Here is a 16,969-nt window from a genome sequence, read left to right on the forward strand (position 1 = left end):
CCCTCCTCTTTTAAGAGACAAGCACCTGTTTGTTTTGACTATCTCGAACTTCTTCTCTAGATGCCCTTTGCACAGCAGTGCCTAAATTCTTGCAAACCTTTAATTTTCCTAGGCTTTCTACTACACCCATTCTTATCAACATTCGGAGGGGTTTCCTATTAAGGCCTCCTATATATATGCTCCTGCCTTCCTTTTGCAACCGGTTAACGAAATCCTGAAGGGCCAACGCTGCAGTTTCATCTATAACTGGTACATCTGAAAGGTCCAATACTAAAATAGCTTTTTCAATCCCTTTCTTTACTTGTTTTCTCATATTTTCTACCCCTACAAAAAACAAAGGCCCATGAAAGGCAATTACTTCAATGTCGGGCCGAATGGAGATAAGAGAATCTATCTCTTTCTTTTTCCCAAATACCTTCTTATAGGGTAGGGTAGCCAGTTCTATCAATACCACGACACCCGCCAAGGCAACCCCTATGGCTACAGCAATAGTTAAATCTTTCATCACAGTCAATATGGTGGTAATCGTCATAATCGTTCCGTAGGTCCAACTTGCACGTGGAATCAACCTTAAACTCTTCCAATCTGCAGTTCTGATCGAAGCAACCATCAAAATAGCTGCCAAAGATGCCAGCGGTATCCTCTTAACGAAGGGACTAAAAACTAAAATCATCAATAAAAGAAAAACAGAATGTAATATACTTGAAAGCTTGGTGCGCCCTCCACTATGGACATTAACCCCCGAACGGGCAACGGCCCCCGATACAGGTATGCCGCCAATTAAAGTAGAAGCAATATTACCTAGGCCTTGCCCAATCAGTTCCCTATTGCTATTATGCTGAACACCAATCATTCCATCTGTAACCTCTGCTGATAGCAGGGCCGAGATGCTGCCTAGAAGACAAATCGTTAATGCAGGCATAATCAGATGGGCAATTTCACCAAAAGGCATGATACCGATTGCTAATTTGGGTATACTAAAAGGAAGCTCCCCTACAATATGAGGGCTATGAATAAAAAGTTCATTAGCAATCGAACCTGCTACAAGACCAAATAAAGATTCTGGTACTCTCTCTAAAAAACGTAATGAAAATATAATTACAATAGTGGTAATGATGGTTATTGAAATTGCTGCTCTAGCATCACCGATAGCCGTCATAAAAAATAATATAGATACCCCATTTGTAAATCCTGCAATCACTGGGCGGGGTAAATACTTAACAAATCCCCCTAAGCGAAATAAGCCTAAAAATATCTGCATTAATCCCGCCAAAGCACCGGCAAGTAGCATACCGCCAACCCCATACTGACCAACAATACTAACCAAAACTGCCATCATTGCACCAGTAGGACCGGTAATTTGCACCCCGCAGCCTCCAAATATAGCTGCAATCAGGCCACCGAAAATAGATGCATATAACCCCGCCACAGCCCCTGCTCCGCTGGCGATTCCGAAGGCCAATGCAAGGGGAAGGGCTACAACTGCCGCCGTGACCCCTCCTACTACGTCATTTTTTATACGATTCCATAAATTTTTCAAAATGCTCCCCCCATTAGAATTATGAACATGCAAAAAAAGCGCAGGCAAAGTCTTATAGACTAAAACTCAACGCTTGGATTACTCCTACGAGGTTAGCTGACGGATTCGGGCACCCAAGTCGCCCTACCTGATAATCAGGATTCACCCCAATTATGGGTCCCCCGTTTCTAATATGGAATTCGGAGATGACGTTATTTATTATTTTAATTTCCTGTACTCCCATCATAGCATATACCCTACTTAAGTCAAGAGATAAAGGGGCCCTATAGGAATAAAAAGTAATCGGGATGACAGGATTCGAACCTGCGACCTCTTGGTCCCGAACCAAGCGCTCTAGCCAAGCTGAGCCACATCCCGGTAATCTTTCTACATTCCTTTAACCATTAAATTATACAATTTCATTATACACAATATTTGCTAGGATACAAACATTTTTAAAAATTTACAGGAATTACTTTAGATATCACAACAAACTGCATTTAAAACTGGACTTGCCTCAATAAAAAAACATATATTTTATCTTTTTTATCATAAATCTTCTATCTTAGTTTAGAAAAACAAAAAAAGACCTCTAATAAAATGCTAGAAGCCTTGGCTTTACTGAAGCTGCTAACGGGATTCGAACCCGTGACCTCCGCCTTACCAAGGCGACACTCTACCTACTGAGCCATAGCAGCATATCTTATCAAATTCTTGCCCAACGATTACATATATTATCATGCTTTGTACCTTTCGTCAAGCATTTTGAAGGCTTTTTTCGGACTTTTTTATTAGAAATTTTTTCAACTTTTTTTAATTTTGTAGATGATACAAAAATATCTTTTTTCGCTAAATACACTAAGTATATTAATAATCCAAAGACCATTAATAGTCTAAAGACTATTGTCATCATTGGCAAATCCATCATAACACCTCCTTTCGGCATATGATGTAGTTTTACTACCTCTACGCCCTCAGGAGGCCCCCACACCACCCTCTTACGTGGTTTTCTAATTTAACCATTATAGCACAAGATTTATTAAAAAATATTACAAATGTTATTGTTCATAAAAAAATACCAGCATGTAAATACTGATACTTTTTCTTTATTGCTTATATAACTTATCCCATATATCCTATACCAGACAAGGAACCTATCCCCATGTCCGGTTATAGTAGTTTTTCTAGTTTCTTCTTCACCCTTTGTAGAGCATTATCGATGGATTTGATATCCCTACCCATTTTATTTGCTATTTCATAATAAGCCTTTCCCTGGAGATAAAAAGATAGCACTTGACATTCTAAATTACTCAATACTTCTCCCATACGTTGTTCGATGACAGATAAATTCTCTTGACTAATTAAAAGTTCTTCTGGATTTGCAACTTTTCCACCCACGATAACATCCATTAAGGTTATCCGTTCGCTTTCTTCATCAAATATAGGCTTATGAAGGGATATGTACGAATTAAGTGGCATATGTTTTTGGCGAGTAGCTGCCTTTATAGCAGTAATAATTTGGCGGGTTATGCATAATTCTGCAAAGGCACGAAAGGATGAAATCTTTTCTTCCTGATAGTCTCTTATGGCCTTGTATAGTCCTATCATACCTTCTTGAATGATATCTTCTCTATCTGCCCCGATTAGGAAGTAGGTTCTTGATTTTGCACGAACAAAGTTTTTATATTTATTAATCAGATAATCCATGGCAATTGTATCCCCGCCTCGGATTAGGTATATTATCTCTTCGTCTTCTAATTGGTCATAAGATAATATTCTGATATTTTTACCCGCATTTAAATTCATTCAACCGCCCCCTAATTTCTTATATGCCATCTTCGTTTGTAGTCTATCTTTCAATTGTAAGTATATCATAATAAAAGTGATTTGTTAAGTTGATTTGTAATTTTTATCCATATTCCTTTGTTCCCAATTTAAAATCACAGGGTGGGGCATGATTATGCAAAATGATTTTGTCTCACTACTTCATACATCAATACTCCCGCTGCTACAGAGGCATTTAGGGAAGTTATTTGTCCGAACATGGGAATTTGTACTATAAAGTCACATTTTTCTTTTACTAATCTACTTACCCCTTCCCCTTCATTACCTATTACTAGGGCTATAGCCCCCTTTAAGTCGGTTGCATACATCGGGCTCCCGTCCATATCAGCACAGGCAACCCATATTCCTTCCTGTTTGAGTTCTTCTATGGTACGTGGAATGTTTGTGACTTTTGCTATGGGAATATGTGCTATGGCTCCTGCGGATGCCTTAGCAACCACAGCACTAAGTCCTACAGCTCTTCTCTTTGGAATGATTACTCCATGGGCACCCGATATATTGGCAGTTCGTATAATTGCCCCTAAATTATATGGATCGGTGATTCCATCTAACACAAGGATAAATGGTTTTTCACCCCTACTTCTGGCATTCTCCAGGATATCTTCTACTGCTACATAATTATGGGCTGATACAAAGGCAATAACTCCTTGATGTCTTTTGGTTTCTGATAATTCATCTAGTTTAGCCTTAGCAACAGTCTGAACAACGATTCTTCTATCCCTTGCCTCAGCTATGATTTTTTTAATGGATCCTTCGTTGCTCCCTTGTTGAACTAATATTTTATCAATATCCCTTTCTGATTTTAGGGCCTCTATAACAACATTTCTTCCTTCTAGGTGCAAATTATTTTCTTCCTGAGATTTCATGAAAAAACTCCTTTCTTTTTGCACATAATAATTTAGTAGTACTTATTTTGTTGCAAAGGGTGTTTTATTATGAGTGTCTTTGATTCTAGTTTTATTAAAGAGCAGATACTAAAAAGCCATTATCCCATAGCCTTAACCGGTGCTGGTATTAGTGTAGCAAGTAGCCTTCCCACCCTATCTAAGGAGTTTTGTGGTATTCCCATTAAAAAGATTATGGAGAAATCTTTTTTCCTAAGACATCCTGAACTGTTCTATAGTTTTTACCGGGAGATTCTTCGTTGGAAGGACTGTATCCCGAATGCTGCCCATGTTACACTTTCAAAATATGGTGTTCTAGTAATAACACAAAATATAGATGGCCTTCATCAAAAAGCTGGAAGTAGGAATGTTCTAGAAATCCATGGAAACTTAAATTATCTAATCTGTGAAAAGTGCAGCTTGTACTTTCCTTTTGATTTAGCATATTATAGTATGCTTCCAGTTTGTCACAGTTGCTCAAGTATTTTAAAACCCGATATAGTTCTTTATGAAGAGCAGATTCATTATTGGAATAGGGCAGTCTTGGAGTTTAAAAAGGCTGATTTAGCCCTTATTATCGGAACAAGCTTAAAGGCTTTTCCCGCCAATATGCTACCCCAGTTTTCTATTCGTCACAATATAAAACCTATCTTAATAAATGAAAATGCACATATTATTCTTGACTTCTAAGTAACTTTAGTTTCTTTAAGATGGCTGCTATTTTCATTCCCTTGGGCATTATATTAAAGTCTTCCTCTCCTATAGCTCCTATCGCAATAAGCACCCCTCCATAGACCACAATCCCAACTAATACGGCCCCTAAAGTCGAAATGCTATTTCCAACAAAACTGCTTAGCAATTTATAGAAAACAAATGTAATTCCAGTCATAACTATGGAGGCTACTGTAGGTTTTAATATAACATGAACAATATTTAATTTAAAATCCCCGTATTTTCTTACCGCTAGGTAGTTTAGGAGGGCAAAAATAGCATATCCTATGATTGTGCCAATAGCAGCTCCATTGATTCCCAAAGGTCCTGGGACCAATATATAATTTACTATTCCCTTTCCTATAGCTGCGATAACCAAATTGATTACTGGCAGATAAAAATGTCCCATTCCTTGTAGAATTCCTGTCAGGGTCTGCCCTAACATTACAAACACTAAACTTATACTCATTACAGCCAATACACCTGCTCCGGCATTATTTTTTCCATATATTAAACTCATTACTGGCTGTGCCAACACATATAGCCCTGCTGCTGAAGGAAGCCCCAAAAGAAGGGCGAATCTCGTTCCCAGTTCTATTTTATCTTGAAGTTCCTTCTTGTTATTTTTTTCTACTGCCTCTGCTGTAGCTGGAACCAATCCTACTACCAAAGCCATAGCTAGAGCCAAAGGAATACTTATAAAAGTAGATGCCTTTCCCATTTGTCCAAATAAATCTACTGCCTCAAGGCTAGTTTTGCCTGCATCTATTAACCTTCTAACAACTAAGGCGGAGTCTACCCAGTTCATCACAGAGAGAATGGATGCTCCGATGGAAATAGGAAAGGTAATAAGAATAACACTTTTTGACACTTCAAAAAAGGATAGTTCAACATTTTTATCTCTTGTTTTTTCTACATTCTGCAAGATTTCTTTCCTTTTCTTCGAATACAGCATTATTAGAATAATCGTTCCGGCTAACCCACCAGCTACTCCTCCAAAGGCTGCCCCACCAGCTGCTACCGCAACCCCATATCCAAATTTCATAAAAAGATATGCTGCTCCCAGCCCAATGATAGTTCTTGCAGAACTTTCGGCAATTTGCGAGGCAGCTGTTGGAAACATATCCTGCATTCCCTGGAAGTAACCCCTAAACACCCCCATAATCCCGATAAATATTGGACTAAGGGCAAGACCCCATAATGAATACTTAGCATCTTGGACCCATCCTTGACTCTTAATGAGCAAATCAGCTCCAAAAAACATAAATATCGAAACTACCCCACTTATTATTAGCAAAAGTAGTAAAGTATACTGAAATACTTTATGGGCCTCATAGTATTTTTTATGGACTATTTTTCCTGATATTATTTTAGATACTGTAGATGGAATTCCCACATAGGAAATAGCAACCATCAATGTATAAATCGGATAGGGCAGTTGATAATATCCAAGACCTACATCCCCAATTAGATGGGTCAATGGGATTCTAAAAAATGCACTTAATATTTTTGCAATTATTCCTCCTATCGATAGGATTAGTGCCCCCCTTAAAAACTTTTTACCGTGTTCTGACATGTTGTAACCTCCAACTCTATTGAACTTTACTTTTGCTTTTTATTCCTAGACTTATTAATTCCCCAAGCCTGTCTATTTGCCCATCCAAATACAAATATCCACAAAGAGCTTCTAGTCCTGTGGCATATTTATAATCCAATAAGTTAGCATTTTTAGGGACTGTAGAGGATTTTGCATTTCTTCCCCTTCTAAATACTGCCTCTTCTTCTTCCGTGAGATGGGGTTTTATTACGTTGTATATGGCTGCTTGAGCAGAGGCATTCACATATTCCTTTGCTTTTTTATGAAGCTTATTTACAGGGGCATTCCCCTCTGCAACAACCCCTGTTCTGATAAAGATTTCGAATACTGCATCTCCTATATATGCCAAAACCAAGGGGGAATATTCCCTTGGGTTGGCATTTTTTACTCCAAATGAACGATTAACAGACATAAGAAGTTTATTTATACCAGCCTCATTTTCCATGTTTATCTCCATTTCTATGCCCTTTTCCACTTAACACCCTGGGGAGTATCTTCTAGGGTAATACCTTTTTTCTTTAAATCATTACGAATTTCATCTGCTAAATCCCAATCCTTTGCTTTTCTAGCCTCCTGGCGCTTTTGGATTAAACTTTCTATTTCACTATCTAATAAATTATCCCCTTGTTTTTCTAATATCCCTAAGATACTACATAAATTAAGGATTTTATTTTTAACTATCTTGGCAAATTCCTTAGAGGATTGGTTAGTTACGTGGGTATTAGAAAGCTTAACCAATTCAAAGATTGATGCCACTGCATATGCTGTGTTAAAATCATCTTCCATTGCCTCTTCAAATTTTTCGTCAAATAGCTTTAAATCCCTTGATAATCTTTCCTCATCCTCAGTTATTTCTTCCCTACTATTATGGGATATCAAATGTTCTAAATTCAATATGGCATTTTTTATTCTTTCTAATCCATTTTGAGCCGATTGCATAAGTTCCCTACTAAAATTAATAGGGCTCCTATAATGGGCATTAAGCATAAAAAATCTAATAACTTCATGGGGGAATTCCCCTGCAACTTCTCTTAAGGTAAAGAAATTCCCTTTAGATTTTGACATCTTTTTATTGTCTATATTAATAAATCCATTATGCATCCAATATTTCGCAAAAGGTTTACCATTAGTGGATTCGCTTTGAGCTATTTCATTTTCGTGATGGGGAAAAACCAAGTCTTCCCCCCCTGCATGAATATCTATTGTATCACCTAGATATTTCTTTGCCATGGCAGAGCATTCGATATGCCAACCTGGACGGCCATCACCCCAGGGACTATTCCAAGAAGGTTCCCCTTCTTTTTTGGGTTTCCATAATACAAAATCCATAGGATGTTTTTTATCTTCATTTATTTCTATCCTAGCACCAGCTTCTAAATCCTCCTGATTCTTATTAGATAATTTTCCATAAGACTTAAAGGCATGGGTATAAAAATAAACCGTACCCTCTACCACATAGGCAAAGCCTTTTTCTATTAGGGTTTCAATCATTGCTATAATTTCTGTCATTTCCTCAGTGACTCTTGGGTGTACAGTTGCTCTTTTTATATTAAGGGCATCTGCATCCTTTAGTGTTTCCTTAATATATTTATCCACTATTTCTGCTGTTGTTTTGTTTTCTTCATTGGCTTTTTTTATAATCTTATCATCTACATCCGTAAAATTTTGAACATAGGTTACCTTGTATCCTTTATATTCGAAATATCGTCTTACTGTATCAAATACAATATAAGGTCTTGCATTACCTATGTGTATATAGTTATATACCGTAGGTCCACATACATACATCTTCACTTTACCCGGCTCTAGGGGAATAAATTCTTCCTTTTTCTTAGTTAATGTATTGTATATCCTCATTATTAATCACCCTCTTTTTCTAATTTTACTATCCTTTTTTTCAGTTCTTCTATTTGATATTGTAGTTTACATAATTCCATTTGTACTGGATCCGGAAGTTTAATTTGATCTAGTGCCTTACATGGATCTATCTTTTGATTATCCCTCTTTACTATCCTAGCAGGTATCCCTACACAGGTACAGTTTTCAGGTATTTCCCCTAAAACTACGGTCCCTGAACCTATCCTTGAATTATCACCTATTTTAAAGGGTCCCAATACCTTAGCCCCCGCCCCAATCATTACGTTGTTACCAATGGTCGGATGTCTTTTTCCCTTTTCTTTTCCTGTTCCCCCAAGGGTAACTCCTTGATATATAGTAACATTATCCCCTATTTCACAGGTCTCACCGATTACGACCCCCATACCGTGATCTATAAATAACCTTTTGCCTATCTTAGCCCCTGGATGAATTTCTATTCCAGTTAGCCATCTATTTAATTGTGAAATGCATCTTGCTATAAAGTACCTTTTATGTTTATAGAACCAATGGGCTATTCTATGGGACAAAATTGAATAAAAACTGGGATATAAAAAAACTTCTAAGGTTTTTTTAATTGCTGGGTCCCTCTCTTTGATCACGCTTATTTCTTCCCTAATAAATCCCATTTATACTCTCCTTTCTATATCGTTGCACAAAAAAACTTCATCCCAACTCAGAGACGAAGTTTATCCGCGGTTCCACTCTGCTTAAAGCATAAGCCTTCAACTTAAAGCATGATAACGGTATGCTACCGAAATGAATTACTTTATTTCACCCATTTTGCTTAAGGATGCACTTCATCTATCTACTTCTTTAAAATCCTTCTCAGCTTTAGGATTTCTCTCTGTAAAGGCAGATAAATTACTCTTCCAATCATTGCATTTAACTTTTTTAATTATGGTAGATTTTCTATGGTATAATCAATCCTTTTTGCAACTTTATCCTTGCCAAGTATGGATATAACTTCATATATATCTGCCCCATGACATTGACCACTTATAGCCACTCTAACAGGCATAAATAAATTCTTACCTTTTACACCTGTTTCTTTTTGAATAGACTTTAATATAACTTTAACTTCATCTGAAGTCAATTCCTGTGCAGCATTTACCTTTCCCTTAAATAATAAAAGTATATCTTTTACATGTTCAAGCTTCAATACTTCTTCTGCCTGAGTATCTTCAGGTTTTATTTCATCTTCAAAGAACACTCGGACATGTTCTGTAATTTGTTCTAGATAATCAAATTTTTCTCTTGTAGCATTTACCATCCTTTGTACTAAAGAATAATTATCCTTAGCCTCTTTTTCTGTCATGAATCCTGCATTTACAAAGTATGGAATGGCTAAATCAGTCACTCTATTAATATCTATTTCTCTAATATATCTTCCGTTAATATAATTTAGCTTCTTAATATCAAATACAGCAGGGTTTTTTGTCACCCTTCCTAGGGAAAAAAGCCTTTCTAATTCATCTAAAGTGAATATTTCTTCTTCTCCCTCTGGGGACCATCCAAGAAGGGCAAGGAAATTAACGATTGCTTCCGGTAGATAACCCTTATTTCTATATTGGTCTACATGGGTCGAGCCGTGACGTTTACTCATTTTACTTCTATCTTCCCCAAGTATTAAGGAAACATGAGCAAATTTAGGGACCTCAAATCCCAGGGCTTCATAAATTAAGATTTGTCTTGGGGTATTGGATAAATGTTCTTCCCCTCTGATGACGGTAGTAATACCCATTAAGTGATCGTCTATGGTCACAGCAAAGTTGTATACTGGGGCACCATCTGATTTTACTATTATAAAATCTCCTACTCCGTCACTTTCAAATTCTACGTCTCCCCTAACCTTATCATGAACTATAATTTTTTGTCCCTCTGGAACCCTAAACCTAATAACAGGTTTTCGCCCTTGTTTTTCGTATTCTTTTGCCTGTTCCGGGGTTAAATTTCTGCATTTACCTGTATACCTTGGAAGTTCATTTTTTTCTCTTTGGGCTTTCCTCTCTGCTTCTATTTCTTCTGCTGTACAATAACAATAGTAGGCCTTACCTTCATCAATGAGCTTTTTAATAAATTTGTCATATAAATTAAGCCTTTCCATAGAACGATAGGGACCACTTTCCCCCCCAATCTCAATACCCTCATCCCAGGTAATCCCAAGCCAATGAAGATCTCTTATAATTACCTCCTCTGACTCTTTAGATGAACGGGCAAGATCAGTGTCTTCTATCCTAACAAGAAATTTGCCCCCATTTTTTTTCGCATGTAGGTAATTAAATAATGCTGTTCTTGCGCCTCCTATGTGTAAATATCCCGTAGGACTCGGTGCGAATCTGACTTTTTCTATTTTTTGCATTTTAATGCCTCCTATTAAACCTTTGCAAATAAATTAAATTTGTTATTTATTCTAGAAAATAGAACGCATTCAATGCGTCCTTATACTAGTTATTTTACAATAAAATATACTTTTATTGTACCCCTTAATCAAATAATATTATCATTTTCCTCTAAATAATTTAAGAATACATTGACTACATATTCATCAAATTGACTTCCCTTATTATTTGATAAAATATCTGCTGCTTTTTTAAAGTTCATCCCCTTACGATAAGGTCTATCCGATGTCATAGCATCAAATGCATCCGCAACAGAAATAATTTTGGCTTCTAAGGATATCTCTTCTTTTTTAAGACCTTCAGGATAACCTTTACCATCAATTCTTTCATGATGCTGTTTTACATGAACGCTAATATCTTTAAGTGCAGGGATATCTTTAATGATTTCATATCCCTTTAAAGGATGTAGTTTAATAACATTAAACTCATCTTCAGATAGTTTAGCTGGTTTATTAAGTATTTCATCTGGAACTCCGATTTTACCGATATCATGAAGGGCTGCTGCAATCTTTATTTTTTCTAGCTGTTTTTTTTCAAAGTTCATTTTTTTGGCTATTGCTACAGAATAATCCGTAACCCTATCGATATGTCCCTTCGTGTACATATCTTTAACTTCTATTGCATTAGCAAGAACCTTAACCGTATCAAAAAACATCTTATTGATATCATCGTATAATTTGGCATTCTCTAGGGCTATAGACAGTACATTAGAATAACAGCTAAGTAAATATTTTTCATTTTCATCAATATATTCTCCCAATAAAACAATAAATGCCACAATATGCTTATTTTTATCCAACACAGGAACTAAAGCCATTGATTTAAATTTTTCTATCAATTTGTCCTTTAATATTTTATAGAATTTAGGTGTTTTCTCTATATCTGTATGGATTTGAACATCCTCTAGAGAAATATCATAATTTAAATAACCCCTACTAATAATCCTTTTTGCAAGGGGTTCAATGATAGAAAATGTAGCTGAATCCCTGTAATATGTATCAACCAATCTTAGTCCTTTTTCCTTTGATACGAAAACTGCACCAAAAGAACTGTTTATAAAAGGAACGATATCTTTTAAAGCTATTCTAAGCAATTCATATTTATCAAAGTTTGAAGTTACTTCTTGACTAAAATGAAATAAATTCTTTAATTCTTCTACTCTTCTGTTTAATTCAATGTTCATTCTTTCCATTTCTTCCGTATATGCTTTAAGCTGAGAATGGGCAGCCTCTAACTCAGACTGTCTATTAATAAGTTCTGAGTTCTTAGATTTTAATTGCCTTGAATACTTATCAATTTCAATCTCATCTTCTTCTAATTGAACTTCTCTTTCATAAAGCATAGAAAGAACACGGTTGAATTCACTTTTTAATACATCCATCTCTCCCGTATAATGACCTTCTATCAAAATCCCTTTTTCTTTTATTTCTTCCTCTAAATATTTATTAATAGCAAGTACTTCTTCTAAAAGACAATCCATTTCACGTCTTGGCATATGCTTAATCCCCTCTAAATTATACATCTAGTTGTCTTTTACATTTTATTAATGCCTCTTCTAATCTTCCCTGGTCAAACGGTTTAACAATAAAATCCTTAGCCCCTGCCATTATGGCTTTAATAACCATCTTTTTTTGCCCCATGGCAGTACACATCAAAATATAGGTGTCAGGCTGTTCTTTTAATATCTCCTTTACGGATTCAATCCCATCCATTTTGGGCATAACTATATCCATAGTAATCACATGTGGCTTAAGGTCTTTTGCCTTTTTGATAGCATCTTCTCCATTAAAAGCTTCCCCAATTACCTTATGGCCCATTCCCTGTATCATGTTTTTTAAAACAGTTCGTACAAAAGCAGCATCATCTACAATCAATACTGTCATGTTAAACCTCCTCTTTGGCATTTATTTAGAGGAATAATAAATTTATTTTATCATCATAACTGCTCTATTTCAATGGGTAAGTATAATCAATTTCATTCTATTAAGCAAATCGCTTGGGAGGAAATACCTCTACCTTCTCCCGTAAATCCTAAACCCTCTTCGGTTGTCGCCTTAATATTTACTTGATTGATATTGATATCTAATGCCTGGGCGATATTCTTTCTCATATCTTCAATATAAGGAGCCATCTTAGGCTTTTGTGCAATTATAGTTGCATCGATATTTATAATAGAAAATCCATCCCTAGATAATATCTCCCTAACCCGTTCTAGTAGCATAATACTCGATGCATCCTTATATTGTTCCATTGTATCGGGAAAGTGTCTTCCAATATCTCCCTTTGAGGCTGCACCTAGAAGTGCATCCATTATGGCATGGGTAAGAACATCAGCATCAGAATGGCCCATAAGCCCCTTATCGTAAGTGATTTCAACCCCACCTATGATTAATTTCCTATCTTCTATTAATCTATGCACATCATAACCCATACCAATTCTCATACTATTCTCTCCTTCTATTATTTTTGTTTTTCTACAATTTATATCAGGTGTTGAGATTTTTTTACATTTATTATATACTTTAATATATGTTAAATCTAGTACCATTTATAGGAGGGATTGCCTTGATTCCAAAAATACTAATATATGATAATAGTGTATTGCAACGCCGAAACCTAGTTGATTTTATAAATGAACTCCAACTTCCTGTGGATATTTATGAGTCTGGAGATTTCGAAGATACCCTAAGTCAAATGAAAACCAGAAACTTTGATATTATTATTACTGATGTCATTATAGAAAATATGAGAAGCATTGATACTATCAAAGAAATAAGAGATCTATACCCATATACATTTATCGTATTCGTAACAGCCCATAAGGATTATATCCTAGAACTACTAACATACTGCAGATGTTATGACTATATTACAAAACCAGTCAATAAGGAAAGGTTTCAAGATACTATAAAACAAATTCTTAAAAAAATAGAACAAAAAGATTTTAATCTTGATAGAACTAAAAACGAAAAAAATCTTATCACCCACTACAATAGCGAAACATATGTAATTCCCATAGAGAATATCCTATTTATTGAACAACAAGGATACCTCTCCATTATACATACACATCACCGTATTTATCAATGCGTATCTACTTTGATTAACATGTATAATAGCCTTAATGATATTTTCTATTTAACCCATAAGAGTTTTTAGTAAATACAAAAAATATTGACTATATATCTTATAATAGAAAAAGCACCAGCGATATATTTTTTATAAACTATGATAAAACGGCGCTACTTAGTGTTAGGAAAAAAACCGATTTTAAAAAGTTTATTAATAATCTATAATTTACAAAGTCCAACTTTTTTCTTTATATTCAAAACCTTATTATGGTATCATATAATAATATACTAATTCTTACACAATACCCTATATATTTATTACTTTCATCAAATTATAGTCAACGTTAATCAAACCTATATTTCATTTTTTTACTATTATCTGTATAATAAAACTAGAAAAGTAAGGAGTGTAGAAATGGCAAGCTTTTTTCTACTTCAGTTTCTCGAGGGATTTGCATTATATCTCATTATTATTACATTGGCAAGAAAAAAAGGCAAGATATCACTGTTCATGCTCTTTTTTCTTACCATTTTACACGGAAGCATTTATTATGTTATTGATAAACTTTTTCCTTTTCAGCTCCATGGATTAGTATTAATTATTTTATCAATACTTATTAGTTCTTTAGTATTAGAGTTAGATTTTATTTTAGCTACAATAAGTGCATTAATTTCTATATTAGTTATTATTAGCCTAGACTTTACAATTAGCATGTTATGTTTAGCTATTATAAAGATTCCTATTACCGAAATTATTAATAATACCTATATTAGAACGAATTTAACCTTTTTTGTACAAGTTTGTTTTTTAGGTGTAGCTATTATATTAAATAAAAAGAATTTTACTTTACCCAAAAAATATTTTGTTACTAAAAAAACCAGTATATTAATTTCTTCTCTCTTTTTCATAATATGTGTATTTGCCCTATTTGCTCTTATTATTAGTAGCCTTATTAGCTCTTTGCAGAGCTTAATGTACGTTTTTCTGATTATTACTTTTATATCTTTTTCATTTGTCATTTATAAATTAAATCAATATATCGTTTATATGGCAATGAAGGAAATTCAATTAGAAGAACAAAAAAATATATATAGAATATATAAAAGAACTAATGAACCACCTAAAATCCCAAAGACATGAGTTTATTAATCATATAAATGTACTATATGGCCTTGTACAGATAAAAGACTTAAGCCGTTTAGAAACTGCTAAAAGGTATATAGAAAACCTGAATATAACTATACAAGGAACTTCAAAGGTTATGGCCACCAATGAACCAGTTGTTTCCGGTCTTTTATTTACAAAAACAGCCATAGCCGAACAAAAAATATAGAGCTAGATGTACATATAACTGATAAATTTACAGATACAAGTTTATCCCTTACGGAAATATCTGTTATCCTTAATAATCTTATCAATAATGCTATAGAATTTACCGAAAATCTTCCCGAAGAAAATCGGTATATATATATCGAGATTATTGGAGATGAAGATAATATATACATAGATATTTGCAATGAAAATAATAATCAACCTATCAAGGATATGACAGTACTTTTTAATAAAGGCTTTTCTACTAAACCCAATAGTTTAGATTCTAGGGGGTTTGGTTTATATAATGTAAAAAACATTATTGAGAAGCACCGCGGTATAATCACAGTGGAATCTGACTCCCATGAAACTAGTTTCAAAATCACTTTACCAAAAAAATTTTAAAGGAGAGAGTTATATGAAAAAGAACATGTTAACAGCTTTAAAATGGATTGGAAGTGCCTCTCTAGTTTTTGCTGGATTATTTTCTACTTCTGCATGCTTTATAATTTGTTCACAACCTAAATGCCCGAAGTCTTTACAAAAGTAACATATTAATATAAAAATAACAGGTAATCCTACCTGTTATTTTTATATTCTATACTTATTTGCTCCTGTTCTATTAATATCATATAGATTATAATCATTGCCTCAAATAATATGGAATGCATTCCGATGTATTTCCATGGGGAAGATATAAAATATAAAACTATCACCCAGAAAGTAGTCATAGCTATTGCTATCCTTTTAATTTTTTTCCTTCTTTTACTACTTATGATGGGTTGATTTCTATGATCTGCTGGGGCAAAAATATATATTATTATAAATACAAAGATCCCTTCAATTAAAAAGAATATATCATTTTGGATATATAGCCCCATAAATACTGTAGCATATATTATTCCCATACTTACTATGAAGCATTTAAAATAACTATCTGCATGATACCCCCCTGCCCATATCCTAACGGAGCCAAACACAAGTATGGCAAATATCCCATACCATAGATATCCACTAAAATATAATAACAAACCAATAAAGAATAATTTTACCCCCTCGCTCATAACAGATTGTAAGCCATATTGTATCTGCCTAATTTGTTCATGGGTGTAAAGCTTACTTTTATACATCTGATAAGATATCCTTGCCGCCAATCTATCAATCATTACAACACCTCCAAAAGTAGTGATTTATGTAATATATTGTAGTATATGTATATAATACTATATAATATAAAAAAACACAATCAAAAGACCAGTATTCCTACTGGTCTTTTGAAAATAGCGGAGGACGGAGTCGAACCGCCGACACTACGGGTATGAACCGTATGCTCTAGCCATCTGAGCTACTCCGCCATATTTAGTTTTATTTTGGTGGGCGCAATAGGGCTCGAACCTATGACCCCCTGCTTGTAAGGCAGGTGCTCTCCCAGCTGAGCTATGCGCCCAAAATAATTATAAACGACCCAGAAGGGACTCGAACCCTCGACCTCCGGCGTGACAGGCCGGCGCTCTAACCAACTGAGCCACTGGGCCATTAATTTGGCAGGGGCAGCAGGACTCGAACCCACGACATTCGGTTTTGGAGACCGACGTTCTACCAACTGAACTATGCCCCTATGTATGGCTCCCCGAGTAGGATTCGAACCTACGACCCTCCGGTTAACAGCCGGATGCTCTACCGCTGAGCTATCGAGGAATATTAAAGCTGAATGCTAAAAGTTGAAAGTAGAATCTACACCTTCAAAACCAAA

General features: G+C 35.0%; 20 protein-coding genes, 7 tRNA genes and 1 other annotated feature. Of the genes, 6 read left to right on the plus strand and 21 right to left on the minus strand.

Translation table 11 applies throughout. From position 1 onward, the window contains the following. Positions 1-10: 10 nt before the first annotated feature. From GX308_03745 to rlmB, 7 genes are all read right to left on the minus strand, one after another. Positions 11-1,540: a SulP family inorganic anion transporter gene (locus tag GX308_03745; protein ID NLK21200.1), complete on the minus strand. Its 1,530-nt coding sequence runs from the start codon at positions 1,538-1,540 to the stop codon at positions 11-13. A gap of 52 nt (positions 1,541-1,592) precedes the next feature. Continuing rightward, positions 1,593-1,766, minus strand: a complete 174-nt coding sequence (locus GX308_03750) for a hypothetical protein (GenBank protein NLK21201.1) — start codon at positions 1,764-1,766, stop codon at positions 1,593-1,595. A 56-nt stretch (positions 1,767-1,822) separates the two neighbouring features. Beyond that, positions 1,823-1,897: transfer RNA gene (locus GX308_03755), tRNA-Pro, on the minus strand. Between the two features lie 247 nt (positions 1,898-2,144). After that, a tRNA-Thr gene (locus tag GX308_03760) sits at positions 2,145-2,217 on the minus strand. 8 nt (positions 2,218-2,225) lie between these two features. Next, complete coding sequence (locus tag GX308_03765) at positions 2,226-2,444, minus strand: hypothetical protein (protein ID NLK21202.1); 219 nt, start codon at positions 2,442-2,444, stop codon at positions 2,226-2,228. A gap of 245 nt (positions 2,445-2,689) precedes the next feature. Then, the gene (sigH, locus tag GX308_03770) at positions 2,690-3,325 is read right to left on the minus strand and encodes an RNA polymerase sporulation sigma factor SigH (protein ID NLK21203.1); all 636 of its coding nucleotides are present in this window, start codon (positions 3,323-3,325) and stop codon (positions 2,690-2,692) included. A gap of 152 nt (positions 3,326-3,477) precedes the next feature. Further along, a complete protein-coding gene (gene rlmB, locus GX308_03775) occupies positions 3,478-4,230 on the minus strand; it encodes a 23S rRNA (guanosine(2251)-2'-O)-methyltransferase RlmB (GenBank protein ID NLK21204.1) in 753 nt (250 codons plus the stop codon). A gap of 69 nt (positions 4,231-4,299) precedes the next feature. Here rlmB and GX308_03780 point away from each other — a divergent pair, with 69 nt between their 5' ends. Then, positions 4,300-4,938 (plus strand): NAD-dependent protein deacylase, encoded by a 639-nt coding sequence (locus tag GX308_03780; protein NLK21205.1) that lies wholly within the window; start codon positions 4,300-4,302, stop codon positions 4,936-4,938. Here the strand turns inward: GX308_03780 and GX308_03785 are convergent. From GX308_03785 to GX308_03820, 8 genes are all read right to left on the minus strand, one after another. Further along, a complete protein-coding gene (locus GX308_03785; GenBank protein ID NLK21206.1) occupies positions 4,922-6,535 on the minus strand; it encodes a polysaccharide biosynthesis protein in 1,614 nt (537 codons plus the stop codon). The genes GX308_03780 and GX308_03785 overlap by 17 nt on opposite strands. A gap of 16 nt (positions 6,536-6,551) precedes the next feature. Continuing rightward, entirely contained in the window at positions 6,552-6,968 is a 417-nt protein-coding gene (locus GX308_03790; protein NLK21207.1) for a ribonuclease III, read from the minus strand. Positions 6,969-7,015: 47 nt separating this feature from the next. Beyond that, complete coding sequence (locus GX308_03795; protein ID NLK21208.1) at positions 7,016-8,413, minus strand: cysteine--tRNA ligase; 1,398 nt, start codon at positions 8,411-8,413, stop codon at positions 7,016-7,018. A gap of 2 nt (positions 8,414-8,415) precedes the next feature. Beyond that, positions 8,416-9,060 carry a serine O-acetyltransferase gene (gene cysE / locus GX308_03800; protein ID NLK21209.1) on the minus strand — a complete coding sequence of 215 codons (645 nt, stop codon included), beginning with the start codon at positions 9,058-9,060 and terminating at the stop codon, positions 8,416-8,418. Positions 9,061-9,106: 46 nt separating this feature from the next. Beyond that, positions 9,107-9,320: a binding site (T-box leader), on the minus strand. Between the two features lie 9 nt (positions 9,321-9,329). Beyond that, entirely contained in the window at positions 9,330-10,793 is a 1,464-nt protein-coding gene (locus GX308_03805; protein ID NLK21210.1) for a glutamate--tRNA ligase, read from the minus strand. 128 nt (positions 10,794-10,921) lie between these two features. Next, positions 10,922-12,328 carry an HD domain-containing protein gene (locus tag GX308_03810; protein ID NLK21211.1) on the minus strand — a complete coding sequence of 469 codons (1,407 nt, stop codon included), beginning with the start codon at positions 12,326-12,328 and terminating at the stop codon, positions 10,922-10,924. Between the two features lie 19 nt (positions 12,329-12,347). After that, on the minus strand, positions 12,348-12,737 hold the full coding sequence (locus GX308_03815; protein NLK21212.1) for a response regulator: 390 nt from the start codon (positions 12,735-12,737) through the stop codon (positions 12,348-12,350). A gap of 71 nt (positions 12,738-12,808) precedes the next feature. Further along, the gene (locus GX308_03820) at positions 12,809-13,276 is read right to left on the minus strand and encodes a 2-C-methyl-D-erythritol 2,4-cyclodiphosphate synthase (GenBank protein ID NLK21213.1); all 468 of its coding nucleotides are present in this window, start codon (positions 13,274-13,276) and stop codon (positions 12,809-12,811) included. 122 nt (positions 13,277-13,398) lie between these two features. Here GX308_03820 and GX308_03825 point away from each other — a divergent pair, with 122 nt between their 5' ends. From GX308_03825 to GX308_03845, 5 genes are all read left to right on the plus strand, one after another. Continuing rightward, positions 13,399-13,992, plus strand: coding sequence for a response regulator transcription factor (locus tag GX308_03825; GenBank protein ID NLK21214.1), 594 nt, complete (start codon positions 13,399-13,401; stop codon positions 13,990-13,992). A 327-nt stretch (positions 13,993-14,319) separates the two neighbouring features. Further along, positions 14,320-15,045, plus strand: a complete 726-nt coding sequence (locus tag GX308_03830) for a hypothetical protein (GenBank protein NLK21215.1) — start codon at positions 14,320-14,322, stop codon at positions 15,043-15,045. Next, the gene (locus GX308_03835; protein NLK21216.1) at positions 15,017-15,238 is read left to right on the plus strand and encodes a hypothetical protein; all 222 of its coding nucleotides are present in this window, start codon (positions 15,017-15,019) and stop codon (positions 15,236-15,238) included. The genes GX308_03830 and GX308_03835 overlap by 29 nt, the downstream gene beginning before the upstream one ends. Then, positions 15,202-15,621 carry a GHKL domain-containing protein gene (locus tag GX308_03840; protein ID NLK21217.1) on the plus strand — a complete coding sequence of 140 codons (420 nt, stop codon included), beginning with the start codon at positions 15,202-15,204 and terminating at the stop codon, positions 15,619-15,621. The genes GX308_03835 and GX308_03840 overlap by 37 nt, the downstream gene beginning before the upstream one ends. Positions 15,622-15,634: 13 nt before the next feature. Next, positions 15,635-15,766, plus strand: coding sequence for a cyclic lactone autoinducer peptide (locus GX308_03845; protein ID NLK21218.1), 132 nt, complete (start codon positions 15,635-15,637; stop codon positions 15,764-15,766). 28 nt (positions 15,767-15,794) lie between these two features. On the opposite strand, the gene GX308_03850 is transcribed toward GX308_03845, so the two are convergent. From GX308_03850 to GX308_03875, 6 genes are all read right to left on the minus strand, one after another. Then, positions 15,795-16,382, minus strand: a complete 588-nt coding sequence (locus GX308_03850; protein ID NLK21219.1) for an accessory gene regulator B family protein — start codon at positions 16,380-16,382, stop codon at positions 15,795-15,797. A 115-nt stretch (positions 16,383-16,497) separates the two neighbouring features. Further along, positions 16,498-16,571: transfer RNA gene (locus tag GX308_03855), tRNA-Met, on the minus strand. A gap of 16 nt (positions 16,572-16,587) precedes the next feature. After that, positions 16,588-16,663, minus strand: a tRNA-Val gene (locus GX308_03860). Between the two features lie 14 nt (positions 16,664-16,677). Further along, positions 16,678-16,751: transfer RNA gene (locus tag GX308_03865), tRNA-Asp, on the minus strand. 7 nt (positions 16,752-16,758) lie between these two features. Next, positions 16,759-16,834, minus strand: a tRNA-Trp gene (locus GX308_03870). 5 nt (positions 16,835-16,839) lie between these two features. Then, positions 16,840-16,914 (minus strand) — tRNA-Asn (locus GX308_03875). Between the last annotated feature and the right edge of the window lie 55 nt (positions 16,915-16,969).

Source organism: Candidatus Epulonipiscium sp. (assembly GCA_012519205.1).
Taxonomy (GTDB): domain Bacteria; phylum Bacillota; class Clostridia; order Lachnospirales; family Defluviitaleaceae; genus JAAYQR01.